Here is a 23,659-nt window from a genome sequence, read left to right on the forward strand (position 1 = left end):
TTGCTCGGTGTTCGGTCCGGGCAGCCCTCAGTGCCCAAGGCCGGCGCCTCCGTCGACCGGGATCACGGCGCCGCGTACATAACCGGCACCGGCCAGGAACGCCACCGCGTCGGCGACCTCGTCGGGGCGGGCCGGCCGGCCGGCCGGGGTCATGTCGAGCAGCTTCCGGCGCTGCTCATCGGTGAGCGCCTGGCCCATGTCGGTCTCGGTCAGGCCGGGGGCCACGACATTGCAGGTGATGTCCCGGGCGCGGAGTTCGTGGGTCAAGGACCGGGCCAGACCGACGAGCCCTGCTTTCGAGGCCGCGTAGTTGCTCTGTCCTGCGGCACCGCTCAGTGCCGCCGTCGAGGAGATCAGCACGATTCGGCCGTGGCGCTGGGCGAGCATTCCGCGCAGGGCCCGCCGGGTGACGCGGAAGGCGCCGGTGAGGTTGGTGTCGACGACGGAGGTGAAGTCCGCTTCGCTCATGGTCAGCAACAGCCGGTCGTTGGTGACGCCCGCGTTGGCGACCAGGACGGTGACGGGGCCGTGCGCGGCTTCCGCCTCCTTGAAGGCCTGGTCGACCTGCTGACTGTCCGTCACGTCACATCGTACGGCGAGGAGGTTCTCGCCGACGGGCGGCCTTTCGCCACGATAGGTCACCGCGACCCGGTCGCCCGCCGTAACGAAACGGCGGGCCACGGCCAGCCCGATCCCTCTGTTCCCGCCGGTGACGAGGACCGACCGGGGACCGGCCCGGTCTGCCTTCCCGGGTGCTCCGCCCGGCGCCGCTTCGGTGTCCGTCACCTCAACCCTTCCTTCTGCGTTGTAGACGTTGCGCGTACACCCATCAGACGGAGGCCACCGCGCACCCGGCGAAGGTCATCACCGCCGTGACCCGACGGTGTCGCCGTATCTGCGCAACGCCCGCTCCACCAGTGCGTCCGCCGCGCCCGTGTACCGGGCCGGATCGAGCAGTTCCGCCAGCCGGTCCGTGTCGAACTCGGCTGCCACGTCGGGGTGGTCCGACAGCAGCTCGGCAAGGGAACGCCCGTCGTCGGCCGCCTGGGCCGTCGCGGCCGTCAGCAACTGCTTGGCGCGGGCCTTGCCGAGCGTCGGGGCCAGCGTCACCATCAGCCGTTCGGTGACGACGGCGCCGCCGGTCAGTTCGAGGTTGGCGAGCATCTTCTCCGGATGGACGACCAGACCCTCTGCGAGCTCCACGGCGGTGTGCGCGGCTCCGCCCGTCAGACGCAGCGCCTCCCTCAGCGGCTGCCACTCGGCGTGCCACGCCCCGGCGGGGCGCTCGTCCTCGGCGAGCATGCACTGCGCCAGGACGAGGGCGTGCGCAGGGACCTGCCGGGCGGCCGACACGATCAGGGTGGCGAGTGCGGGGTTGCGCTTCTGCGGCATCGCCGAGGAGGCTCCGCGCCCGGCCGCCGCGGGCTCGGACACCTCGCCGATCTCGGTGCGGGACAGCGTCTGCACATCGAGCGCGAACTTCCCGAGTGCCCCGACGACCAGCTGAAGCACCGCACCGAGGTCGGCGATCGGGGTCCGCGCGGTGTGCCACGGGAGCACCGGCTCGGCCAGCCCCAGGGCCTGCGCGAACGGCTGGAGCAGCTCCACCCCGCCTTCGCCCTTCCCTCCGTCCAGCGCCGCGAACTCGCGGTATGCGGCGAGCGTGCCCGCCGCACCGCCGAGCTGGGCCGGGAGGACGGACGCGACCTGCTGCACCCGGGTCCGGGCCTCGGCGACCAACTGGAGCCAGCCCGCTGCCTTGAGCCCGAGGGTGGTGGGCACGGCGTGCTGGCCCAGGGTGCGCCCGGCCAGCACGGTGTGGCGGTGGTCGCGGGCCAGGGCGGCGAGGGCGGCGCGGACCCGGTCCAGGTCGGCGGCGATCAGGCCGAGGGCCCGGCGGGCGATCAGCATGGCCGCCGAGTCGAGGATGTCCTGGCTGGTCGACCCGCGGTGCACGTACTCGGCCGCGGCCGGATCCCGGGCGGCGACCGTCTCGGTGAAGGCGGTGACCAACGCGACCACCGGATTGGCCGCCGCCCGGGCCGCACGGGCCAGGGCCACCAGGTCGAGCCGGTCCACGCGAGCCGCCGAGGCGATCACCCGCACCGCGCTCTTCGGGACCAGCCCGACGGCGTACTGGGCCCGTACCAGGGCCACCTCGGCATCCAGCATGGCCTGCAGCCAGGCCTCGTCGGTCACCTCGGCCGCGACCGGCGTGTCCGCCCAGGTGGGGGCGAGCAGGCCCGCGTCGGTGCCCACGGACAGCGCGTTCACACTCATCCACTCCCTGTGCCTGAAACCTGATGTGCCCGCAAAGACGCGCCGGGCGAGAGCTTTCCGGACTCGGGGAGCCCCAGAGCCGCCCGCGCTATCGCGTCCGAGTCCTCCAGCGTCACCGAACCCACGCCGGGTCGTACGCCGACCGCCGTCACCCAGCGCACCCCCTCCGCCGGCACGCCGTACGCGAACCGGCGCGGGTGCGCCCGGCCCGCCGCGTCCAGCAGCCGGGGCGGGCCGTCGGTCACCGCCAGTCCGCCCGTCTCATATCCGTCCAACCGGTAAGGGACGCAGTCGCCGGCCGTGTAAAGGGCGCGCAGCAGCGGGTTGGCGCTGCGCCGCAGATCCGGTCCTGGCAGCCGTGCCTCGACCAGTGCGCCGACGAGCACCGGCGGCTCGGACACCCCGTCCGCGTCCACCAGGTACCCGCCGTCACGCTCCGACGGCCGTACGCGCATCCCCGGACCCACCAGGTGCAGCACGCCGGCCTCGATCAGGGCGATCAGCTGCTCGATCCGGAAGGCGGGCGGCCCGATCGAGGTGAAGGCGTTCAACGGCGTGTACCAGCCGTCCAGTTCGGCCTGGTAGGACGCACCGGATAGGCCACCGTGGTCCACCACCAGCCGGATCTCGTTGCGCAGATCCCGCAGCGCGTCCAGCGCCGCCTTCAGCGGCCCGCTCACATTGCCCCGCCGGGCCTCGACGACATCCTGCCGCAGGTACTCCAGCACCCAGTGCCGGAAGTCCTCGCGGGCGGCGAAGCGCCGATCGCCGTACGGACGCTCGATCCGCCGCCAGTCCCACCGCTCGTCGAGCGGCACTTCCCAGCGGTCGAGGAGGCCCGGCTCGGCACGCCCGGCGAGCGTGGACCGTACGAACTCCTCGGCCGCCCCGTCCCCGTGGGCGGCCCGGATCCACGCCTCGTGGTAGACCGTGCGCACCTCGCGGTCGATCAGCGGCCACAGTTCCTCGCGGAAGCCGACGGGCTGACCGCCGTCCGCCCGTCGGCGCAGCCGGGCGATGACCTCGGGGGTCAGGAACCGCGGGTGGTGGCGGCCCAGCGCGCCCTTCTGGTTGTCGCCCCGGGCGTGGTAGGGCACCCCGCGTCGCGAACCGGCGTACAGCACCGGCTCGTTGCCGCTCGGGAGGTACACGAGACCCGTCCCGCTCTCCTTGAAGGTGCCGCCGCGGCCCTCGGTGAGCAGCGCCAGGTGGTCGAAGAAGTTGAGCCCGAGGCCGCGCAGGGCGACCGGCCTGCCCGGCAGGATCCCGTCCAGGCCGGCGTCGGCGGGGTTGCCCGCGCCCACGTACGCCAGACCGTGCCGACGCGCGAAGCCGGCCAGCGCACGTTCCTCCTGCCCGGGGACGCGCTCCCCGTGGCCGAGGGCCAGCACCACCGCGTCCATCCCGGCCAGCAGGCTGCCGTCGTCCATGGTCACCGTCTGTCTCCCGTCGGGGGTGTCGTCCACCGCTACCGCGGTCGACCGGTGGGCGTGGACCGTCACCTCCTCGGGCGCGGTGCGTAACAGCTGCCGGAACACCCACTCCAGGTAGTGGCCGTGGAACGCCCGGGTCGGATAGGTGTCCGGGCCGAGCCGCCGTGCCTCGGCCAGGATCTGCTGCGGGTAGGCCCCGGCGCCGGCGAGCGTCCGCGCCCACTCGTACAGGCTGGGCCCCGGCACCGCCGGTCCCGCGCAGTCCACGCTGTCGTCGGTGAACACGGTCACCTGGGAGGCAACCGTGTTCATCAGCAGTTCGCCCGGCTGGCCGGTGCGCCACACCGCGCCCGGACCGGGCGGATACGGATCGACGAGGTGCACCGCGACCGGCCGGCCGGTGCCCGCGGCGTTGGCGCAGATCCGTTCCAGGACGGACAGCCCACGCGGACCGGCACCGACCACGAGGACGGCGAGGGCGCCGGGCGAAGCAGGGCCGGTCATTCCTGGCCGAGCCCGTCGCGCCAGCTCGGCCGCAGCGGCTTGAAACCCAACTGCGCACGGGCCCGGTCGTTCGCCGCGCCGCGCGCGGCCGTGAGCTGATGGGCCACGAACCAGCCCAGCAGCCGCGGTGCGAGGTCGACCGGAATCGTGCGCGGCGGTGGCGCGCCGAGCGTGCGAGCGTAGTGCGGCAGCCACTGGGCGGCCGGGGCCGGCTCGTCGTCCGTCACGTGGAGGACACCGGTGGCCTCCGACTCGACCGCCGCGACGGCCGCCCCCACAGCGTCCTCCACATGCAGGAACGAGGTGATTCCCGCACCACCTTCCGGCAAGGGGCACTGTCCGGACAGCACCCACTGCCCGATCCCGCCATCACGGGCGTACGCGGTCCCGGGTCCGTACAGGGTGCCGTACCGCAGCGCGACGCCCGCCAGACCGCTGTTCAGGACCAGCCGCTCCAGTTCGGCGACGGCCCGCACGGTGGCGGACCAGCCGGGATCCTCGGAGTCCACGTGCAGCGGCGCGTCCTCGTCGAGGACCGCGGGCCCTTCCGGGGCGGCGGCGAAGGCGATCGACTGCGCGACCAGTCTGCGGGCACCGGCCGCTCGGGCCGCCTCGATCAGATGGGCGGTGCCCTCGGTACGCAGCCGCGCGGTCTGCGTGAACGCCTCCGCCGGGTCCACGCCCAGCAGGCGCAGGGCCGTCAGCTGGTGGACGACCACCTCGGGCCGGGCGGCCGACACCGCCGACAGCACGGCCTCACGGTCGAGGGCATCGGCGACGACCACCTGGTCCGCCTCCGGCGCCCGCGACTCCTCCCGCACGAGCGCGGTCACCTCGTGACCCCGCGCCCGTAGCGCGCCCACCAGCGGACGTCCGACCACTCCGGTGGCACCGGCGACGAGTACGCGCATGGATCAGTCCTCCTCGGGGGACGAGACGGGGGTGGCGACGCGCATCAGGAGCCGGCACGCCTTGTCGCCCTCGCGCAGACAGCTGGCCGCGCGGTTCTCGGTGAGAGTCACGCCGAGCCCTTCGGACCAGCCGGCGTGGATGTCGGTGCACGGGCAGCGGTAGCCCTCCAGGGAACCGGCCATCCGCACCATGGTGACGGCGAAGTTCTGCCTCAGGGTGAGGACGATGGTGTCGCCGTCCTCGACCTCGGTGGAGGCGTTGCGCAGTTCCGGCGGGAACATCCGGTCACCGCACCTGTCGTAGCGCCGGCGCAGCTCCTCCAGGTCCTTCGCGGTGTCCCCGGTGTCGGGGAGCGCTCCGGACAGACGGGCCACACGCTGCCCGACGTGCACGGCCACCTTGCGCAGCGCCTCGGCGTTGATCTCGTTCGCGGTCTCCTGCCCGAACCGCGCGGCCACTCCCTGGTACCAGTGGGCGTCGTGCTGCCACCACAACCGGTACGCCTCTGAGGCCCGGGCGCGGTGATTGACCGCGTCGCCGGACGTTTCCGTGCTCATGCGTGCAACTCCTCGGCGGCGACGGCGGCGAACCGGTCGCGCATCACTCGTTTGAGAACCTTTCCGGTGGCGCCCTTCGGCACGTCCTCCGGTTTCATCGGCAGGGCCCGTGCCATCGGCGGGAACCCGGCCCGCGTCAGTACGGAGTTGACCCGCGCCGTCCATGCCTCCTCCGACTCGCCGCTGTCGTCGGCCAGTTGGAGCAGTGCGTACGCCTCGGCCACACCGTCGCCGTCCCAGTCCGCGCGGACCCCGTCCGGGGCGATCCCGACGACCGTGCAGTCGGTCAGTGCGGGCAGTTCGGCCAGCAGGACCTCCTCGGTGCGGGTGCTGAAGACGATCCCGGCGCGGGTGCGGATGGCGTCCGGCACCCGGTCGAGGTGGTAGAAGTTGCCGTCCTCGTCTCGCTGGGCGAGGTCTCCGGTGAGCCAGTAGCCCCCGAGGCGCATCCGGTTCCAGGTCAGCGAGTCGTTCCAGTAACCCGGAGTGAGGGTCGGGGACTTGAGGCCCAGCCGGCCGACCTGCCCCGGTGGCAGCGGGGTGCCGTCCTCGGCGAGAACGGCGGCCTCGGCGAAGCTGATCGGTCTGCCGACGCAGCGCGAGTAGGCCGAGGTGTCCTTGGTGTGGCGGTTGTGGAAGACGGAGTAGCCGGCTTCCGAGGAGCCGAGCCCGTCCACGAACACCGAGCCGTCGACCTGCACCCGGCCCAGGTCCCGGCGGACCTCGAGGTGACCGCCGTGCTGGACGAGCGCCCGGATGTGTGCCTCGTGCGCCGCGTCCCCGGTGTTGAACCACACCTGCACGCTGGACAGGTCACGCTTCGTCAGGTCCTCGGCGGCCATCTCCCCGAAGGTGCCCGCGAAGGCCAGCACGACGGTCGGCCGGAACTCCTCGACGGCGTCGAGCACATCGGCACCGCGCTGGCTCGAGAGCAGCCTGATGTCGGTGCGCAGCAGCAGACAGTAGAGCAGGGTCGCCACCATGGCGTTGTGCGCACCGGGCAGCCCCACCAGCGTGCGCTCCATGTCGGTGCCCGTGGAGTAGCGCAGCCGGTGCAGCTGTGCGTACATCAGCGTCCGGTGGGTGTGCGGGACCCCCTTGGGCATCCCGGTCGTACCGGAGGAGTGCGAGATGAGCACCGGGTCGGTCGGGTCGTGCCGGTACGGGTACCCCGGCGGCAACGAGGCGCGGTCCGCGGGGCGGATGTCGCGGGCCGTGACCTGGAAGCCCAGCCCGGCGCCGGCGACGACCTCGCGGTGCGCCTCGTCCGTGAAGACGCCGACGGCACCCTGCCTGCGGATGTACTCCCGGGCGATCTCCGGGCCCAGGTTCCCGTTGACGAACGACGGGATCGCGCCGAGGGACGTCAGCGCCAGGAAGTTCACCGCGTACTCGGCGCTGGAGAAGGAATGCACGGCGACCGGGTCGCGGGGCCTTACCCCTTGGGCGGCGTACCAGCCCGCGTACGTCTCGACCGCCTCGCACAGCCGGCCGAGCGTCAGCTCCTCGGGACGGCTGCCGTCCGGCGCCCGCCAGCCTCCGTCGGTGCGCAGCACGACCTCGTCGAGCGGACGGCCGTACGCGCTGAGGCGCGCGAGGACGTTGCCGGCGCCCAGTTCGGTGTCGGAGCAGATCAGGGCCCGCTCCTGCCTACTGATGAGCATGGGTCCTCTTCTCGTTCCTTCCGGTGGCGGCCTGCGCGGACGCGTCCGCGCAGGCGGTGAGCGTGAATGCGTCCGCGCTGCTGCCCTCGGCGGGCTCCGTCACCAGGAGGTGGCTGCCGCCCTCCCGCAGCAGCCGCCGGTGTGCCTCGGCCAGCTCGAACAGGCTCTGCAGGCTCCCCCGGTGCCGGAGCGCACCGCTGTCGAGCGGGTCGTGGCCGGGGCCGTGGGCCGTCTCGGCCGATCGGACCGTCACCGGTGCGCCGGCGCCCGGACGGCCGAGCAGCACCGCGGCCGCGTAGCCGGCGGACGCCGGGAGCTCCGGGACCGGACGGCCGCTGTCGGCGGCCAGTTCCCGGTGCACGGCGGCCAGCCGCTCGCCGCCGCCCAGTTCGACACCCAGTACCAGGACGCGGTCCAGCTCCGGCTCCTCGAGCAGCAGGTCCGCCAGGGTGAGCAACTCGGTCACCGGGTCGGCGAGGGTCGACACGCTGAACATCTGCCCGGTGATCCCGAACTCGCGGCTGATGTGTCCCAGCACGGAGTTGGGGGTGGCCTGCATGAACAGCAGCGGGTTGTGCACCTTTCCGGAGACCATGCGCCGGCTGGCCAGGTCGGCGGTGGTGGTGTCACCCGTCAGGCTGGCCAGCGCCACCGCGGTGCGCTCCCCCGTCCCACTGCCGGCCTCACTCGAACGGGAGCCGGCATCATCGGGCCGCTCGGTCAGACACCGTCGGCTCACCTCGTACGCCAGCGGGCTGAAGGCGGACTCCACGAAGCCGGGCAGCCTCGGCAGCGGGATGTCGTCGTCCCGGCCGGTGCCGTGGGTGGCGGTGGCGACGGCGAGGACGCCGAGGGCGGAGCGAAGCACGGGCTTGGTGGTCATGGCCGCTCCAGGACGAGTGCGGTGTTGGCGCCTCCGAACGCGGCGTTGACGGTGAGGGCCCGGCGCACCTCGGCCTGGCGCGGCCGGTTCGGCACGTAGTCGAGGTCGCACTCCGGGTCCGGCGAGGTGAAGCCGGCGGTCGGCGGCAGTACCCCGTCCGTCAGGGCCAGCAGGGTGATCACGAATTCCACGACGCCCGCAGCCTCCAGAAGGTGACCGGTCGTGCTCTTGGTGGAGGAGACCGGGATCGACTCCGCCCGGTCGGGGAAGGCGGCCCGCAGGCCCCGCGTCTCGGCCCCGTCGTTGTACCGGGTCCCCGTCCCATGGGCGTTGATGTAGTCGAGGGCGGCTCCGTACGGGTCGCCGGCCCGCCGCGCCGCCTGCCGCGCCGCACGCGCCAGACCCGCTCCGTCGGGGTGCGGCTGGGCGATGTGGTGGGCGTCGGTGGCCGCTCCCCAGCCCACCACGGAGGCGAGCGGCCGGGCACCGCGGCGCCGGGCGTGCTCGGCGGACTCCAGCACGACGACCGCCACGCCGTCGCCCAGCAGCAGCCCACTGCGGTCGGCGCTGAACGGGCGCACCGTGCCGTCCCGCGACAGCGCCCGCCCGGAGTCGAACTTCCCGAAGGTCTCCTCCTCCACCAGGTAACCGCCCGCGCAGACCGCGACATCGGTCCGCCCGGAGGAGATCAGCCGGCAGGCGTGCAGGATCGCGGCGGCGGAGGCGACGCACGCGTTGGTGAACGTCAGCCGCGGGCCGCTCAGTCGGAGGCCGTCGGCCAGTGACTCGGCGAGCCGTGCGGGCACGGCGTCGGAGACCGGCACCCCGTTGGCGGCCGGTGCCCCGTCACTGCTCCGCCAGTACCGCGTGACGGTCGTGTGGTCTCCGGCGACGCCCAGCAGGACCGCGGCCCGAGCGCCCGGGTGCAGGCCCGCCATGTCGAGGGCCTCGGCACCGCACTCGGCGAGCGCGTGACGCAGCGCCCAGTCCTCGACCGCGTCGGGGCCGTCCGACGCGGCGGCCGCCATCGGCGTACGGTACGGGCCGGTGTCGAATCGCGTGGTCGGCGCGAACGCCGGGACTCCCGCGAAGACCCCGCGGCGCAGGGCCTCGGCGCCGGTGCCGAACGCGGTGCGCACCCCGAATCCGGTCACCGTGACGTCATGGCTCATCGCGGTCGCACCCCTCGTCCTCAGCCGCTTCCGCGGCTCCGCCCCGCTCCGCGGCGCGCAGGTAGTCGGTCAGCCGACGCAGCGACGTCATCCCGGCGATGTCCTCGTCGGTGGGCTCCACGACCAGGCCGTGGCGTTCTTCCACCACGTGGAGGAGCCACACCAGCCCGAGCGAGTCCAGCACCAGTTCGGCGTCCTCGTCGAGGTCGTCCGGCAACCCCGGGAAGACGTTTCGGTCCGACAGCAGTTCCCGGACGGTGTCGAGGGTGAACACGGAGAGCGTGGAGTCCGCGCGGGACGCGGTGGCCTCGGCGCTCATGCCTTCGCACCGCGGCGGACGACCTCGGCGACCAGTCCGCCGAGGGTCAGGGAGGCCAGAGGCTCGATGTCGGTGTCCGGTATCTCCACTCCGAACCGCGCCTCGAGCCGCAGCGTGAGCTCGATGAGACTCAGTGAGTCGACCTCCAGCCCGCCGACGGTCACCGGGCTGTCGTCCGTGATGCCGTCGCGGCTCATCAGGATGTTCATGTCGTCGATGACCGCGTTCAGGACGAACTCGCGGATCTCGTCTTCCAGCGTCGACGTGCTCATGATCAGAATCTCCACATGAAGGGTGAGAACTCGAAAAAAGGGGGGCTGGAGCCAGCTACGCGCCGCCTGAGGTCGCTGTCGCCTGCAAGGCCGCACTCTGGCGCAGCAGCTTCCCGTTGGAGGTACGGGGAAGGGACTCCAACTGCCGGATCACCCGCGGCAGTTTGTAGTCGGCCATGCGCTGCCGGCACCAGCGCAACAGCTCCTCCGCGGACGGCCGGCCGGACCCGGCGGCCATCACCACGTACGCCTCGGTCACGCTCTCGTGCACCACGACGGCCTGTTCCACCGCCGGATGTTCGCGCAGCACGTTCTCGACCTCGACGAGGTCCACCTTGAGGCCGCCGATCACCACCAGGGAGTCGGCGCGGCCCTGCACCAGCACCGCACCGGTGGCGTCCACCGTGGCCCGGTCCCGGGTGTGGAGCCAGCCGTCCCCGTACTGGGTGCCGCCGGAGTCGTGGAGGTACGGCGACTCGTCGAGGGCGACGTCCAGCTCACCCCGGTGCACCCGCACCACCACGCCCGGAGCAGGGCGGCCGACCGCCGGTCGCAGCGTGCCGCCGACGTCCATGGCGACCACACCGGTCTCCGTGGTCCCGTAGGACTCGCCGACCGGGATCCCGTAGCGCTCGGCGAACCGGGCCGCGACCTGCACGGGCATCAGTTCACCGCCGGACACCGCGATCCGCAGCTCGGGCAGCGGTGGGGGATCGAGGGCGGAGGCGAGCAGTTCGTAGTGCATCGGCACCCCGAACAGGGCGGTGATCCGGTGGTCCACCGCCGTCCGCAGGATGTCCCGCGCGGATACCCGGGAAGCGAAGACCACATGAACACCGGTCACGAGGGAGTGCAACAGCCCGGCGACCAGACCGAAGCTGTGTGCCGTCGAGCTGAGCAGCAGCAGTCGGTCGCCCTGTTGCGGCATACCGGGAATCCGGGTGAACCGCTCCACCTCGGCCGCCAGCGAGCGGGCGGTTCTGCCGACCACCTTCGGTCGTCCGGTGGAGCCCGAACTGAACTGCACCAGCCGGTGCTCGGTGGTGGCCGGCCGACCGGTGCCACGACGCTCGGTGACCACCTCGTACTCGGACCGGAACCCGAACGTGGCCTGGACGTTGGTTCCGGCGCTGACCATGAACTGCGGGCGACAGGACTCGCAGAGGTGCTCGACCTCCGCCAGTTTGAGCCGGAAGTCGAAGAGCAGCACCTGGGCGCCGAGCGACCACAGTGCCAGGAGCACCTCGACCTGGGTGAAGCTGGGCGGGGTCCGCAGACCCACGGTGCTGCCCGGGCCGATGCCGTACACGGAGAAGGTCGCGGCCTGTTTGGCCACCCTCTCCCGTAATTCTCCCCGGGTCAGCGTCTCCTGGCGGTGCATCAGGTAGGGCAGCCGGTCGTCCTGCGCGTCGAGGAGACTTCGGACCAGGGACGCCATGCCGTCGTTGCCGTCGCCCGCCCCCAGGTCCGCCGCACGTATCTCCATGGGGCGTCAGGCCTCCTTGCAGAACTCACCGATGGGCAGGCCGACATGCCGCTTGTCGGCGGCCAGGTAGCCGAGCAGCTCGTCGCCCCTCTGCAGTTCGGTGACGTTGAGTACCTTGCCGCCGGGGCCGAGTACCCGCACGTGCCAGTCGTCCTGCACGGTCAGGCTGACCAGACGGCCGTCCTCGGCATGGGTGCGGATCTCCAGCAGCGGCCGGGACTCCAGCTTGGCCCTGCCGACCACCACCCGCCGGGTGCGTCCGTCCGCGCCGACCGCCAGCAGGGTGCTGCCGGAACCCACCTCGCTGAGGTAGTTGGTGCGGTTGTCGGGACCGAGAGTGTACGAGTGCAGGGCACCGGCGTTCACCCGGAACGGCCTGGTCGGCATGTACGGCAACGGGTGGGTCTCGCTGCAGCACAGCACGAACCCGGAGGAGTACGAGCCGACGAGGATTCCCTCGTCCTCCTCGAAGTGCGAGCAGGTGTCGACGCAGACCCGGTCGCCGAGCCCGACGTGCCGGATGTTCTCCACGGTCAGCGTGGACAGCTCCAGTTGGGGAGTGCCGGCCTCCAGCAGGCGGGCCAGCGCGAACACCTCGTCCGCACCGCGGGGGGTGAACAGGATGCCGTCCGAGCCGCGTTCAAGGACGTCGAAGACGATCGCGGCCTCCTCCAGGCCGTCGACCACGGTCACCAGTTTGCCCTCGGCCGACTCTGCGGCGGCGAGCACGATCTCCAGCGGGATCTTGGTCGGGTCGGCGAAGTGGATGACGGTGTAGGGGAGCGTCAGGGCGCCGGAGCACGACAGCCGCAGGGTGCGGTCGTCCCGTACGTCGATGAAGCCGGCGACGGGAGCGCCGGAGGAGCGGTCCCGGACGGAGAGGTTGTCCAGCTCCTCCTGGGTGCCGAACCTCCGCAGCAGGACGTCGAATCCCGCGGGCTTCGCGTCCCCGGCCTCCTTCGGGACGGCGCCGTCCTTGGCTTCCTTCTCCCCGGACTTCTTCGCGTTCCCCGCCGTCGGCGTGGGGGGAACCGGGGCGTCGGCGACGAGGACCCTGGTGACCGTCGGCGGCAGGGTCGCGAGCAGTTCCGCGTCGCTGGAGACCACTCCGGCCATCCGTGCGTGAACGGCCGCGTCCACCACCGCGTGGAGCTGCGGCCGGGGGACCTCACGGAGATCGATCCATGCGAACCTCATGCGACACCTGCCACGATCGTCGAGTAGTCGGTTGTTCTCAGATCCATGCCCTCGGCACCTCCATGGCCGCCGTGCACGACCGCGGCCAGCCGGGACACCGTCGTGTAGGGGGAGGGGGAGGTGAAGACCCGTCGGCCGAAGGCCAGCCCTCGGCAGCCCGCGGCCATCACGGCCGCGCCGTACTCGACGAGGTCGGAGCCGTCCGGCGGACCGCCGGCCGCGAGGACGGGGATGGGGCTGTTGGCCACCACTTCGGCCATCCGTTCCAGCGGCAGGGCCACCGAGGTCTTCACCATGTCGGCGCCGAGATCGGCGGCGACATTGGTCAGATGGGCGAGGAGGGCGGGGTCACGCGGGTTCTCGATACGAGGGCCGCGGGGGTAGATCATGGCGATGAGCGGCATCCCCCACGCCTCGCAGGAACGGGCTACCGCCCCCAGGTCCGCCAGTTGCCGGCTCTCGGTCTCCGAACCGATGTTCACATGGACGCTCACCGCGTCCGCGCCGAGCTGCAGCGCTTCCTCGACATCGGCGACCAGGACCTTGGCGTTCACGTCGTCCGCGCAGGCGGTGCTTGCGCTCAGGTGCACGACCAGCGCGCACTTCTTGAGGATGTCCGGCGCGAGGGCGCGGGCGCGTCCCTTGTGGACGATTATCCCGTCGGCGCCGCCGTCCACGAGTTCGCGGAGCAGGCTGTCCCACTTGTCGGCGGGGACGATCGGGCCGTCCGAAACACTGTGGTCGAGAGGGATGAGCAGATGCCGTCCGTCCCGCGCCAAAGAAAGTCTTCTCAAGCGCAAGAGTTTGCCGGATTTAAGCATAGAAAAATAGGCCTTCCCGGTACGGGGGCTGCATTCTGGAAAGCCGGGCGGAAACAGGCAGAAGCGGCCGCTGCGCCCGAAAGACTGTAAAACTTTCAAGCTTCCCGCCCTCAGCATTCCGCGAGTGATCAGGCGTTGGCAAGCCGTGATCACTCCAAATATTCATGCAGGGTTTCACATGGCTATGCGACGGCATTTCGCTCGGCCTCTTTTGGGTGACATCCTTCCGCCTTGACTGCGTTGTCACAGGTCGGGCGTCCTAGGGTGATCCGATCCTCTCCGCGCGGCAAGCGGGTGGCCGACGGGGGCACCGCCGTTCACACCTCACCCCGTGGCTGGATAGGCTCAATCCGCACTGTCATTCGGCGCGGTTGACTGGTTCAGTGAAAATCCGTCGGGAAGGTCCTTCACTCGACGAACGCTCATTGCGCACCTTTCTCTGGGGGAGCTTGTCGATGGTCCGGATCGCGAAGCCACGCCTTACGGCATCGGCTGCAATGCTTTCCTTCGCGATGCCGTGGAAGGCGCCGAGCGGGTGACCACTCCGGAGCCAGCGGCCGTGACCCCGTAGGTTGAGTGATTAACGCCTTAACCACAACCTGGTACAGGGCTGTCGGAATGCTGTCGGAGTGCTGTTGGAGCGCACAAGGAAGGGACCGGCCTCAGTACCGGAGCTGGTATATCGCGCGCTCCCGGAAGTCCCCTGCGGTGGCGGCCGTCGCCAGCCGGCCCACGAAGCGCTCGTTACTGGCCGCCGCGCTCGCTCCGTCCCCCTTAAGGTCGACGTCTTCGTCGGGGGTCAGGTTCAGGACCGCCACCGTCCGGTCGACCGTGCCGGTGTAGTCACCGGGACTGGCCACTCTCTCGATGTCCGCGGATCCGTCGGGGTGGTGGGTGACCAGGAACGACGGGTTGGCCTTCGCACCGGCTCGCAGGGCCCGTCGTACTCGCCTCAGGCCGCGCAGGTCCTCCTCGTCCACGGTGACGGGGTGGAGCGGGACGAGGCGTCTGCCGTCCGGGGCACGGAGTCTGCTGCCGTGCGCGGGATCGCGCAGCGACCGGCGGGTACGCAGGACGCCGGGGAACGCGTGGTGCACGTTGCTCCACCATGGTAGGGCGCCAGGAGGCGTTCCTCAGTCGTGTAGAAGTCGTGCAGCCACTGAGGGTCCTGCGGGATGAGGCGGAGCATGGTGGTCACCGGGTTCTCCCGTACGGCAGTTGAAGCGGCGTAACCCGGACGGGCAAGGCACACCACCCTCATATCGTCAGCTTGAAGTTAAATCACGTCACCCAGACGAGACCACTGCCTGTCAGTCAGCGTCCACGGTGTCCTCGTCCTTCCCGAGCCGGCCGGCCAGCCTGTGCAGGCCGCGGCGCGCGTGGCTCTTCACGGTTCCCAGGGGCCAGCCGGTGAGTTCGGCGATCTGGCTCTGGGTCAGGTCGTCGTAGAAGGCGAGGTTGAGCACCCTGCGCTGCGACACCGGAAGCCGTGCCAGCTCGTCCGCGAGCAGCGCCCGCTCGACGGCCGCCTCCGGGTGTACGACCGCGTCGTCGGCCGTCAGCAGCAGCGCGGCCCCGGCGGCGGCCACCAGTTCGGTCCGCCGGGTACGGGCCGACAGCGCGTCGGCGATCTTCCGGCGGGCGATACCGACGAGCCATCCGGGCAGGGTGCCGCGGTCGGGCGCGAACCCGGCCCGGCCGCGCCATGCGGCGAGGAACACCACCTGGGTCACGTCCTCCGCCTCTCGCGCATCCCCCAGCGAGCGCCGGGCGAGGGTGTGGACGAGGGGGCTCCAGCGGCGGTGGACGATCTCCAGACACCCCTCGTCACCTGCGAGGAACCCGTCCACCAGGTCTGCGCCGTCGATATCCGCGATACCCGCGTCGGCCGGCGGTGTCCGGGGCGGCGCGCCGGGCGCGGGGTGGTCACCGGGCGCCGAGCAGCTGTGCAGTGCGGTCGTCATGGTTTCTCCTCCGCTGAGCCCTTGGTCGCCCGGAGCGACTCCGACTCCCCCACCGTGCGGAATCGATGCACTCCGGACAACTCGCATCGTCTTTGCATCGAATGCCTGCTGTGCGCGGCACGGTTCTCCGCCCGTCCCGGTGCATCCGCGGGGCGCCTTTCGGCGGAAGAAGCGCGTCAAAGACTTTCGTCGCCGCGACGGAACGAGCGGCGGGTGGCCGGAGGGGGTGACCGACGATCATGACCGACGCACCCGGCGGTGCGGCGTCCCGCGAGGACGTCCCCCCGCAGACGGGGGTGACCACCGGCTCGCTGGCCAGGCGCCTCGGGGTCTCCCCCACGACGCTGAGGTCCTGGGACCGCAGGTACGGGCTGGGGCCCGCCACCCGGACGACGGGACGCCACCGCAGATGGACGCCCGGCGATGTCGACATGGTCCTCGAGATGTGCCGTCTGACGGCGGAAGGTCTCCCGCCGGCGGAGGCCGCGAAGGCGGCAAAGGCACAGCAGGCACAGCAGGCACACAAGACGGCGAAGGCGGCGAAGGCGGCGAAGGAGCACGCCGGTGACGGGGACCGGCCCGCGCGCCACCGCGCCCGCTCCCGGGACGTCACCACCCCGCCGGCGGCCGTTCCCGCCTCGCCCTACGCCTCACGGTCCGGCAGCGGACTGCCGCTCGGCGACGTGCGCCAGGAATGCAGGGGCCTCGCCCGCGCGGCCGTCCGCATGGACGCGCTCGCTGTCCAGGAGCGACTCGTCTCGGCGATCCGCGCCCACGGCCTCGTCGTCGCCTGGGAGGAGATCATGGCTCCGGCCCTGCAGGCGGTCGGGCGCAAGTGGCAGTCTGCGGACGAACGGTACGTCGAAGTGGAGCACCTTCTTTCGTGGCACGTCTCGGCGACGCTGCGCCATGTCTACGCGGAGGCCGCGTCCTTTCTGCGGGGTACGCGGTCCTCACCGGTGCTGCTGGCGTGTCTGCCGGGTGAGCAGCACACCCTGCCGCTGGAGGCGTTGAACGCCGCCCTGGCGGAGCGCGGCGAGCCGACGCTCATGCTCGGCAGCGCCGTTCCGGGGGAGGCACTCATCGCCGCCGTGCGGCGCGTCGGGCCGGGCGCGGTGGTCCTCTGGTCGCAGTCGCCCTCCACGGTGAGCATGCCGCTGGCCCAGCACATCGCCGCGACCCGCTGGGGCATCCGCGGTGCCCGGACGCAGAGCCACGTGCTCATCAGCGGTCCGGGCTGGGGACGCAGCCGGCCGCCCGGACTGCTGCGTCCCCGCGGCCTGGGCGAAGCCCTGGACATGCTCCAGGCACTCGCGACTCGGGGTCCTGACGACGTCTGAACCCTCTACGCCTCGCTCGGATCGCGCTTCGCCGCCGGCGTCCGCTCCCGGGCCGAGCCGCCCGTCGTCAGGGGAAGGGGTCCGGCGGCGGCCCTGCGGCGGGCGGAGAGGGATGCGCGGGCCACCTCGCGGGCATGCCGGCGACGCCAGTACGGATTGTCGTACGGCAGCCTGCTCGAGACCCGCCCGTACATGCCGAAGGTCAGGACGATCAGCCCCATCACGAAGCTGAACACCACGTTGGTCATGCCGAAGTCGAGGAAGTTGGCGGGCCGGTCGAGGGTGAAGAGGTGCACGAAGCCGCTCAACAGGAACAGCACCCCGACGCCCATGGTGAGCGTGGACGCGAAGTCGCCTCCGATGACGGCGCCCCCGACGAGGGCCAGGCCGACGACGACGGAGACGAGGCTCAACACGCCGTTGGTCGACATACCCGCGATGGTCTTCCCGTCCGTGTCGAACGGGCTCAGCTCATCGGCGAATCCGAGCACGCCGAAGACCAGCAGGGTCAGTCCGCAGACAGCGGCACCGTACCGGTGGACCGCGGCCGGCTTGTGGTCGACGGGGAGTGCCTCCCTCAGTCTCACGGCGATTCCCTTCCCCCTCACGGCTGTTCCCTTGCCCGTCATGGTGGCTCCTTTCCCAGTCCGCGAACGCGTGGCCGCGTCCGGTAGAGCGGCACCTGATGTCGGCCACTCGCAGCACCATTCGGCACAAAACGGTGCACCGGTTGCACCGGGCTCGCCCCCCTTGGCCGTGCTCCACCAGCCGGCAGAGGGGATTGTCGGCCAATACTGCCCACGCGCCCCGAAAGCGCGGGAGGCCAAGGACCGGGCCCCAGGGGCGACTGCCCGGCCCGCGTCGCGCCCCGCTCCCGCCGTCCGCAACCGCCGCGTTCAGCCGCGCAACCGTTGCTCGCGCCACGGTCGCGGACACCGGCTCACGCACCGCGCGAGGTGAACCGGTACCTGTGCCGCCGTCGATATGCGGATGTGAAGCGGGATGTGCAGCCGGGCCCTTCCCGCCCAGGCGGTGCCGCACCGGCCGGCGCACTGCCTCCGCGCTGACGGGTGTACGTCCGTGACCAGTCGATCCTCGGCCATTTGTCGTCGTATCAGGTGATGATTCGGCACCGTGCGGCCCTTGTCGCCGACGTCACCCCATGGCTAGGCTCCCGCTCACTTTCACGCTTCACGCACAGTTTCCACACATCGGGGCCGGCCCTTCGGCACGTGCTCCCGGGCCTACGGGGGTGGGGAACGTCGACGCGTCACCGATCCGCCGGCCTTCCGGCCGTCCCGCACCGGCACCCGCACCCACACCGGCACCGGCACCGGCACCGGCACCCGAGGAGACTCCGCCCACCGAGGGGCGACATCGCCTCCGGCGAGCGGCCCGGCCGACGCCTCCGCCCGGGCGGGGAGACCGGGATCTCAGGATCCTGTGGTGGGTCAACGCGATCGACGGGCTGGGCAGCCAGGCCTCCGGGCTGGTCCTCCCCCTGCTGCTCCTGGAACTCGGTCACAGCCCCGGCACCGCGGGGTCGCTGGCCAGTGCCGCCGCGCTGACCGGAGTCGTCCTCGGGCCTCTCGTGGCGATACCGGCGGACCGGGGACGGCGGCGGCGCCTGATGACGGGCTCGGCGGCCTGCGCGGCCCTGGGCACGGGGGCACTGGCCCTGACCTGTCTGGGCCGCCCGGCGTTATGGATCGTGGTGACGCTGGCCCTGTCGGAGCGGCTGTGCGCCGTGGCCTACGAGGCCGCCTCACGTGGAGCCCTCGTCCACCTGGCCGCCACCGACGAACTGCCCCGGGCGGCCGCCGGGCTCCAGGTGGGCGACCAGGTCGCCCTCGTCCTGGGCCCGGCCCTCGGCGGTGTCCTCTTCCAGCTCGCCCGGCCTCTGCCGTTCCTGGCCGACGCCCTCTCCTACGGCGCGGCCGCGCTCGGGGTGCGGGCCATCCGGGCCCCTCTCGACACACCGCCCGCCGTTCCGGGCGCGCCGACCGGCCCCGACGGCCGTCGGCGTCACCGGGAGAAGTGGGCCGAACGGCTGCGGGCGGCGCGGGCAGGCCTGCTGACGGTCGCCGGATCGCCGGTCCTGCGGCTCGTCCTGGTCTGGACGTCGACGGCGGGGGCGGCCCTGACGCTGCTGTTCTACACCGCGCTCTTCCAGCTCGGCGCCGACGCGCGGAGCGCGGCCGCCGGGCTGGTCCTCGCCGCATCCGGCGCCGCCGGGCTGCTGGGCGCACTGGTCGCAGCGCCCGGGGTACGACGGCTCGGTGCGGTCCGGCTCCTGACCCTGGCCGCCTGGCTGCTGCCCGTGCCGTGCGGCTCACTGCTGTGGGCGGACGGCGCGGTCGGATGGGCGGTGGCGCTCGCCGGGCTGTCCCTGCTGCTGCCGCTGATCACCGTGGTCCTGGCCGGTGTCGCCATCGCCGCCACCCCGGTCGGCCTGCAGTCGCGGACCGCGAGTGTGCTCGCCTCCGTGTCCGCGCTGGCCACGGCCGGAGCGCCGGCGCTCGCCGCGGCGCTGGTCAGCGCCTGGAGCCCCCGTACGCCCGCGCTGCTGTGCACCGCGGTGCTCGGCGTGCTGGCTTTGTACACGCAACTGAAAGCCCCGGCAGTGGTGGGCGGGAGCGGCGCGACCGGCGCCGGGACGGCGGAAGGCCATGAGTGACGCCTTCAGGGTCTTCCTCGGCGCGCTGCCGGAGGTGTGCCCGCGCGACGCGCGACGCATGGTGCTGACGGCCGACGCCGACGGCCGCTGCGAGGTGTTCACGTGGGACGCGGCCACCCGCACCACCCGGCAGGTCACCGACCGGCCCGGGGGCACGGTGCACTGCGCCGTCGACGCCGACGCGTACGTGTGGTGGTTCGACGAGGACGCCGACGGCCGGGGGCACTGGTGGTTCCAGCCGTTCGGCGGAGGCTGCCGGCTGCCCGGGCTGCCGGGAGCGCCGGCGGGGCTGGCGCGCGGTCTGGCGGTGACGGCCGACGGGACGGTCGCCGCGGCACTCGCCACCCCCGACGGGATGACGCGCCTGCTGATGGGACGCCGAGGGCGCGTCCCGCACCAGGTCCTCAGCGTCTTCGGGGAGGGCAGGCTGGGCGGCATCACGCCGGAGGGCGATCTGGTGGCTCTCGCCACGGTGTCCGACGGGGACGCGACCGTCACGGTCGTCACCCCGACGGGCCGGGTCGTCGCCGTTCTGCCCCCGCCGGACGGGCCGGCGCCGGCCGGCTCTCCGTGGCGGGCCGCTGGGGCTCGCCCCGGCGGCAGATGGTGGTGCCGGGGTTTCTCGCCGCGGCCGGGCCGGTCCGAGCTGCTGTTGGTGCACGAACGCGCGGACCGCTACCAGCTGGCGACCTGGACACCGCGCCGCGGCCTGGTCACCCACGCGTGGTGCGGCTTCGACACGGAGATCACCGCGCGCTGGTACCCCGACACCGACGAGGTGCTGGTGCGCCAGGAGCGCCACGGCCGGTCACTGCTGCATCAGGTGTCGCTGCGCGCCCGTACCCGCCGTGTCGTGGCCACTCCGGCCGGCAGCCTCCTCGACGCCGCCGCCCGTCCGGGCGGGGGGCTGCACTACCTGTGGACCGACACCGCCCACCCGCCCGTCCTGCGGGCGACCGACGAGGTCGCCCTGCCGACGCCCGGCCCTTCGCCGCAGGTGCCCGGGCGGCACACGGAGTTGTGGACCCCCACGCCGGAGGGCGCGATCCACACCTTGCTCAGTCTGCCGAGGGCCGGCGGCCGGCCCGACGGCGCGGCCGCGGGCGCGGGCGCCGTTCCTCCGCCGGCCGTGTTCCTGGTGCACGGCGGACCCGCCGACCACGACCGCGACGCCTACGACGCCACGGTGCACTCGCTGGTGGCCTCCGGCTACGCCGTCGCGCGGGTGAACTACCGCGGCTCGACCGGCTACGGTCCCCGCTGGCGGCGCGCCGTCGGGGCCGGCGTCGGCCACCCGCAAGTGGACGACCTGGCCGCCGTCCGGGCCGATCTGGTCCGTCGCGGACTCGTCGACAACGGGGCCACAGCACTGTGGGGGGTGTCCTGGGGGGCCTATCTGGTCCTGCTCGCCCTCGGTACCCGCCCGGGGCTGTGGCAGGCCGGCGTCGCGGTCAAGCCGGTGGCCGACTGGGTGACCGCCCACCGGACGACCACGCCGGCCCTGCGTGCCCTGGACGTCCGCTGGTTCGGCGGCACTCCGGACGAGGTGCCGGAACGATACGCCCGCAGCTCGCCGCTCACCTTCGCGGCGAGGGTGACGGCACCCCTGCTCGTGGTCGGCGCCGACAAGGACGTCAAGTGCCCGCCCGAGCAGATCCGTACCTACCTGCGCGCGCTGGCCGCGGCCGGCGTGGCCCACGAGCAGATGTGGCTCGACACCGGACACGACGGATACGACGGTGCGGCGCACGTGGCGGTCCTGCGCCGCTCCCTGACCTTCCTCCGTACCCACCTGCCCGCGCCGGCGCCCACCACCCCCTCGCGTCCCCCGGCACGTCCGGGAGGACCCCGGTCCCGCTGAGGACACAGCGGGGCCGGGTCGTGCACAGCACCACCCGCACAGCACCACCCGCTCGAAGGACACGTACACGCACCCGAACCCGAGAAGAAGAAGAAGAAGGAGGAGGACCATGCAGAAGGACATCATCCACAACGATCCGCTGGCCGGCGACGAGGAGAACCGCAAGCCGGGCATCGGCATCACCATCACCATCCCGTTCCGCAACGCCGCCGAGAGCGACGACGAGGAGTGAGTCACGGCCCGGCCGGTCCGACCCGACTGGGGCCGGCCGGGCTCTCCCCCGCCCCTCCCGTCCCGCCGCCCGCCCGTGCGCAAGGAGCCCACCGTGCGCGTTCTTCTCGTCAACATGCCCTGGTCACCGATCGATCTGCCCTCACTGGCGCTCGGCATCCTGAAACGCAGCGTCGACGAACACGTCGAGGGCGCCACGTGCGAGGTGATGCACGCCAATCTGGAGTTCACCGACTGGATGACGAACCGTCTGGAGTTCACCGCCGAGGACTACGACTACTACGCCCTGTCCTCCTACTTCCTCGGCTGCGGTGACTGGGTGTTCTCCTCGGCGCTCTACGACGACCCGGAGTGGCGGGAGTCGGAGTTCGTCGAGGCGATGACGTCGAAGCTGCGCCGCTCCCGGATGCGCATGACGCGCGAACTGCACCGTCTCGTCCCCGAGTTCGTCGCCGAGGTGGCCCGCCGGGTCGTGGCCCTGGAGCCCGACGTGGTCGGCTTCACCTCGACCTTCCAGCAGAACACGGCGGCGCTGGCGGCGGCCCGGCAGATCAAACGTCTCGCCCCCCACATCGTGACCGTGATGGGCGGCGCCAACTGCGACGCCGAGCAGGGCGCCGCCGTCCACCGGAACTTCCCCTTCGTGGACTACGTGGTGCGAGGCGAGGGCGAGGTCGCCTTCCCCCGGCTGCTCACCGCGCTGCGGGACGGTGCTCCCGCCGCGACGGCCTCGATCCCGGGACTGTGCCACCGTACGCAGGAGTCGGGCCACATCGTCAACCCGATGCCGACCGGGCCGTTGCCGCCGACGGCGATCCTGGCTCCCGACTACAGCGGCTACTTCGAGCGTCTCGCCGCGTCCGTGGCCCGTAACTGGGTGGAGCCCAAACTGGTCGTCGAGGGCGCGCGCGGCTGCTGGTGGGGGGAGAAGCACCACTGCACCTTCTGCGGCCTGAACGGCTCGTTCATGGAGTTCCGCAGCAAGAGCCCCGACACCTTCTTCCGGGAGATCATGGACCTGGCCGAGCGTCACCAGGTGCTCGACATGTACGTGGTCGACAACATCCTGGACATGCGCTACCTGTCCACCGTCCTGCCCCGCATCATCGACAGCGGCTACGACCTGCGCATGCACATCGAGATCAAGGCCAACATGCGGCGCCCGCAGCTGCAGGTTCTGGCGGACGCGGGACTCATCTACGTCCAGCCCGGCATCGAAAGCCTCAACAGCCGCGTCCTCGACCTCATGGACAAAGGAGTGAGCGGCTGCCAGAACGTACGCATGCTCCGTGACGCGGCGGAGACCGGGCTGTCGGTGTCGTGGAACTACCTGCACGGTTTCCCCGGCGAGACCGCCGAGGACTACGAACCGGTCGTCCGGCAGCTCCCCGCCCTGGAGCACCTCAACCCACCGGTCGACCTGTCCGCACGCATCGCCATCGAGCGGTTCAGCCCCTACTTCAAGCGCCCCGAACTGGGCTTCACCGGGCTGCGGCCCGAGGAGCACTACCTGTTCACCTACGACCTGCCCGAGGCGGAACTGCACGACCTGGCCTACGTCTTCCAGGCCCCCGAGCGCGGTATCACCGAGCCGACGGTCACCCTCCTCAACGACGCGATCGCCGCCTGGAAGAAGCACCACGCCGACGCCCGTCTCACCCATACCGACCTGGGCGACCGGATCGTGCTGGTCAGCAGGAGGCCGTCGTTCGCCTGGCGGACCATGCAGCTCACCGATCCGTTGGAGACCGCGCTCTTCCGGCTGCTGGACCAGCCGCACACCGTCTCCGCGCTGCTCCGCAAGCTGCGGGCGGGCGCCGACACCGACGCGGGCGCGCGATGCACCCCACAGGATCTCGAGGCCCTGCTGAGCGAGTGGGTCGCCCAGGGGGTGGTGTTCACCGACGCGGGCCAGTACGTGCATCTCGCCCCGGCCGCCGTGAACCAGGATCTGTTGCGCCTGGACTACATGCGCCACGCCCACACCCGCAGTGAGAGCACGGCGTCGACCGAGGCCGGTGCCGAGCCCGCGCCCGCCCTGTCCTGAGCGTCGGCCCCTCACCCCCCGGCCGCCCGGCTCGCCTCC

The 23,659-nt window shown here is 72.1% G+C and carries 21 protein-coding genes; 5 read left to right on the forward strand and 16 right to left on the reverse strand.

The window, feature by feature from the left end; all coding sequences use genetic code 11:
• Positions 1-27: 27 nt before the first annotated feature.
• The 15 genes from AQJ58_RS22700 to AQJ58_RS22770 all read right to left on the reverse strand — a co-directional run bounded on the left by AQJ58_RS22700 (position 28) and on the right by AQJ58_RS22770 (position 15,464).
• Complete coding sequence (locus AQJ58_RS22700) at positions 28-786, reverse strand: SDR family oxidoreductase (protein WP_067252854.1); 759 nt, start codon at positions 784-786, stop codon at positions 28-30.
• A 78-nt stretch (positions 787-864) separates the two neighbouring features.
• Positions 865-2,280, reverse strand: coding sequence for a nitrosuccinate lyase (locus tag AQJ58_RS22705; RefSeq protein WP_067252856.1), 1,416 nt, complete (start codon positions 2,278-2,280; stop codon positions 865-867).
• Positions 2,277-4,217 (reverse strand): FAD/NAD(P)-binding protein, encoded by a 1,941-nt coding sequence (locus AQJ58_RS22710; RefSeq protein WP_067252857.1) that lies wholly within the window; start codon positions 4,215-4,217, stop codon positions 2,277-2,279. The genes AQJ58_RS22705 and AQJ58_RS22710 overlap by 4 nt, the downstream gene beginning before the upstream one ends.
• The gene (locus AQJ58_RS22715) at positions 4,214-5,128 is read right to left on the reverse strand and encodes an NAD-dependent epimerase/dehydratase family protein (RefSeq protein WP_067252859.1); all 915 of its coding nucleotides are present in this window, start codon (positions 5,126-5,128) and stop codon (positions 4,214-4,216) included. Before AQJ58_RS22715 ends, AQJ58_RS22710 begins: the two co-directional genes overlap by 4 nt.
• Before the next feature lie 3 nt (positions 5,129-5,131).
• Positions 5,132-5,686 carry a hypothetical protein gene (locus AQJ58_RS22720; protein WP_067252860.1) on the reverse strand — a complete coding sequence of 185 codons (555 nt, stop codon included), beginning with the start codon at positions 5,684-5,686 and terminating at the stop codon, positions 5,132-5,134.
• Entirely contained in the window at positions 5,683-7,350 is a 1,668-nt protein-coding gene (locus AQJ58_RS22725; RefSeq protein WP_067252862.1) for a class I adenylate-forming enzyme family protein, read from the reverse strand. The genes AQJ58_RS22720 and AQJ58_RS22725 overlap by 4 nt, the downstream gene beginning before the upstream one ends.
• Entirely contained in the window at positions 7,337-8,233 is an 897-nt protein-coding gene (locus AQJ58_RS22730) for a hypothetical protein (RefSeq protein ID WP_067252863.1), read from the reverse strand. The genes AQJ58_RS22725 and AQJ58_RS22730 overlap by 14 nt, the downstream gene beginning before the upstream one ends.
• Positions 8,230-9,405, reverse strand: coding sequence for a beta-ketoacyl-[acyl-carrier-protein] synthase family protein (locus tag AQJ58_RS22735; protein ID WP_067252864.1), 1,176 nt, complete (start codon positions 9,403-9,405; stop codon positions 8,230-8,232). The genes AQJ58_RS22730 and AQJ58_RS22735 overlap by 4 nt, the downstream gene beginning before the upstream one ends.
• The gene (locus AQJ58_RS22740) at positions 9,395-9,724 is read right to left on the reverse strand and encodes a hypothetical protein (protein ID WP_067252867.1); all 330 of its coding nucleotides are present in this window, start codon (positions 9,722-9,724) and stop codon (positions 9,395-9,397) included. The genes AQJ58_RS22735 and AQJ58_RS22740 overlap by 11 nt, the downstream gene beginning before the upstream one ends.
• Positions 9,721-9,996, reverse strand: coding sequence for an acyl carrier protein (locus tag AQJ58_RS22745; RefSeq protein WP_199844653.1), 276 nt, complete (start codon positions 9,994-9,996; stop codon positions 9,721-9,723). Before AQJ58_RS22745 ends, AQJ58_RS22740 begins: the two co-directional genes overlap by 4 nt.
• A 55-nt stretch (positions 9,997-10,051) precedes the next feature.
• Positions 10,052-11,482, reverse strand: a complete 1,431-nt coding sequence (locus tag AQJ58_RS22750) for a class I adenylate-forming enzyme family protein (protein ID WP_067252870.1) — start codon at positions 11,480-11,482, stop codon at positions 10,052-10,054.
• A 6-nt stretch (positions 11,483-11,488) separates the two neighbouring features.
• Positions 11,489-12,679 (reverse strand): 3-dehydroquinate synthase II family protein, encoded by a 1,191-nt coding sequence (locus tag AQJ58_RS22755; RefSeq protein ID WP_067252872.1) that lies wholly within the window; start codon positions 12,677-12,679, stop codon positions 11,489-11,491.
• On the reverse strand, positions 12,676-13,500 hold the full coding sequence (locus tag AQJ58_RS22760; protein ID WP_079079121.1) for a 2-amino-3,7-dideoxy-D-threo-hept-6-ulosonate synthase: 825 nt from the start codon (positions 13,498-13,500) through the stop codon (positions 12,676-12,678). The genes AQJ58_RS22755 and AQJ58_RS22760 overlap by 4 nt, the downstream gene beginning before the upstream one ends.
• Before the next feature lie 662 nt (positions 13,501-14,162).
• Positions 14,163-14,597, reverse strand: coding sequence for a hypothetical protein (locus tag AQJ58_RS22765; protein WP_067252874.1), 435 nt, complete (start codon positions 14,595-14,597; stop codon positions 14,163-14,165).
• A 213-nt stretch (positions 14,598-14,810) separates the two neighbouring features.
• Positions 14,811-15,464 (reverse strand): RNA polymerase sigma factor, encoded by a 654-nt coding sequence (locus AQJ58_RS22770; RefSeq protein ID WP_079079122.1) that lies wholly within the window; start codon positions 15,462-15,464, stop codon positions 14,811-14,813.
• A gap of 239 nt (positions 15,465-15,703) precedes the next feature.
• On the opposite strand from AQJ58_RS22770, the gene AQJ58_RS22775 reads away from it, so the two are divergent.
• Positions 15,704-16,804, forward strand: coding sequence for a MerR family transcriptional regulator (locus AQJ58_RS22775; protein ID WP_067252878.1), 1,101 nt, complete (start codon positions 15,704-15,706; stop codon positions 16,802-16,804).
• 5 nt (positions 16,805-16,809) lie between these two features.
• Here the strand turns inward: AQJ58_RS22775 and AQJ58_RS22780 are convergent, their stop codons facing one another.
• A complete protein-coding gene (locus AQJ58_RS22780; protein ID WP_067253403.1) occupies positions 16,810-17,391 on the reverse strand; it encodes a DUF4383 domain-containing protein in 582 nt (193 codons plus the stop codon).
• A gap of 665 nt (positions 17,392-18,056) precedes the next feature.
• Between AQJ58_RS22780 and AQJ58_RS22785 the strand changes: the two genes are divergently transcribed.
• The 4 genes from AQJ58_RS22785 to AQJ58_RS22795 all read left to right on the forward strand — a co-directional run bounded on the left by AQJ58_RS22785 (position 18,057) and on the right by AQJ58_RS22795 (position 23,620).
• Positions 18,057-19,481 (forward strand): MFS transporter, encoded by a 1,425-nt coding sequence (locus AQJ58_RS22785; protein ID WP_234360236.1) that lies wholly within the window; start codon positions 18,057-18,059, stop codon positions 19,479-19,481.
• A complete protein-coding gene (locus AQJ58_RS22790) occupies positions 19,474-21,342 on the forward strand; it encodes a S9 family peptidase (protein ID WP_067252881.1) in 1,869 nt (622 codons plus the stop codon). The genes AQJ58_RS22785 and AQJ58_RS22790 overlap by 8 nt, the downstream gene beginning before the upstream one ends.
• Before the next feature lie 109 nt (positions 21,343-21,451).
• Positions 21,452-21,574: a hypothetical protein gene (locus AQJ58_RS45430; protein ID WP_266720057.1), complete on the forward strand. Its 123-nt coding sequence runs from the start codon at positions 21,452-21,454 to the stop codon at positions 21,572-21,574.
• A gap of 93 nt (positions 21,575-21,667) precedes the next feature.
• Positions 21,668-23,620 carry a RiPP maturation radical SAM C-methyltransferase gene (locus tag AQJ58_RS22795; protein WP_067252883.1) on the forward strand — a complete coding sequence of 651 codons (1,953 nt, stop codon included), beginning with the start codon at positions 21,668-21,670 and terminating at the stop codon, positions 23,618-23,620.
• Positions 23,621-23,659 lie beyond the last annotated feature (39 nt).

The sequence above is a fragment of the Streptomyces sp. DSM 15324 genome (assembly GCF_001514285.1).
Classification (GTDB): Bacteria; Actinomycetota; Actinomycetes; order Streptomycetales; family Streptomycetaceae; genus Streptomyces.

Coding starts and splice junctions, on each gene's coding strand:
- AQJ58_RS22750 (WP_067252870.1), bottom strand. CDS start 11,482: ATGGAGATACGTGCGGCGGACCTGGGGGCGGGCGACGGCAACGACGGC.
- AQJ58_RS22770 (WP_079079122.1), bottom strand. CDS start 15,464: ATGACGACCGCACTGCACAGCTGCTCGGCGCCCGGTGACCACCCCGCG.
- AQJ58_RS22725 (WP_067252862.1), bottom strand. CDS start 7,350: ATGCTCATCAGTAGGCAGGAGCGGGCCCTGATCTGCTCCGACACCGAA.
- AQJ58_RS45430 (WP_266720057.1), top strand. CDS start 21,452: ATGCAGAAGGACATCATCCACAACGATCCGCTGGCCGGCGACGAGGAG.
- AQJ58_RS22775 (WP_067252878.1), top strand. CDS start 15,704: ATGACCGACGCACCCGGCGGTGCGGCGTCCCGCGAGGACGTCCCCCCG.
- AQJ58_RS22755 (WP_067252872.1), bottom strand. CDS start 12,679: ATGAGGTTCGCATGGATCGATCTCCGTGAGGTCCCCCGGCCGCAGCTC.
- AQJ58_RS22710 (WP_067252857.1), bottom strand. CDS start 4,217: ATGACCGGCCCTGCTTCGCCCGGCGCCCTCGCCGTCCTCGTGGTCGGT.
- AQJ58_RS22790 (WP_067252881.1), top strand. CDS start 19,474: ATGAGTGACGCCTTCAGGGTCTTCCTCGGCGCGCTGCCGGAGGTGTGC.
- AQJ58_RS22720 (WP_067252860.1), bottom strand. CDS start 5,686: ATGAGCACGGAAACGTCCGGCGACGCGGTCAATCACCGCGCCCGGGCC.
- AQJ58_RS22715 (WP_067252859.1), bottom strand. CDS start 5,128: ATGCGCGTACTCGTCGCCGGTGCCACCGGAGTGGTCGGACGTCCGCTG.
- AQJ58_RS22705 (WP_067252856.1), bottom strand. CDS start 2,280: ATGAGTGTGAACGCGCTGTCCGTGGGCACCGACGCGGGCCTGCTCGCC.
- AQJ58_RS22745 (WP_199844653.1), bottom strand. CDS start 9,996: ATGAGCACGTCGACGCTGGAAGACGAGATCCGCGAGTTCGTCCTGAAC.
- AQJ58_RS22760 (WP_079079121.1), bottom strand. CDS start 13,500: ATGCTTAAATCCGGCAAACTCTTGCGCTTGAGAAGACTTTCTTTGGCG.
- AQJ58_RS22740 (WP_067252867.1), bottom strand. CDS start 9,724: ATGAGCGCCGAGGCCACCGCGTCCCGCGCGGACTCCACGCTCTCCGTG.
- AQJ58_RS22735 (WP_067252864.1), bottom strand. CDS start 9,405: ATGAGCCATGACGTCACGGTGACCGGATTCGGGGTGCGCACCGCGTTC.
- AQJ58_RS22730 (WP_067252863.1), bottom strand. CDS start 8,233: ATGACCACCAAGCCCGTGCTTCGCTCCGCCCTCGGCGTCCTCGCCGTC.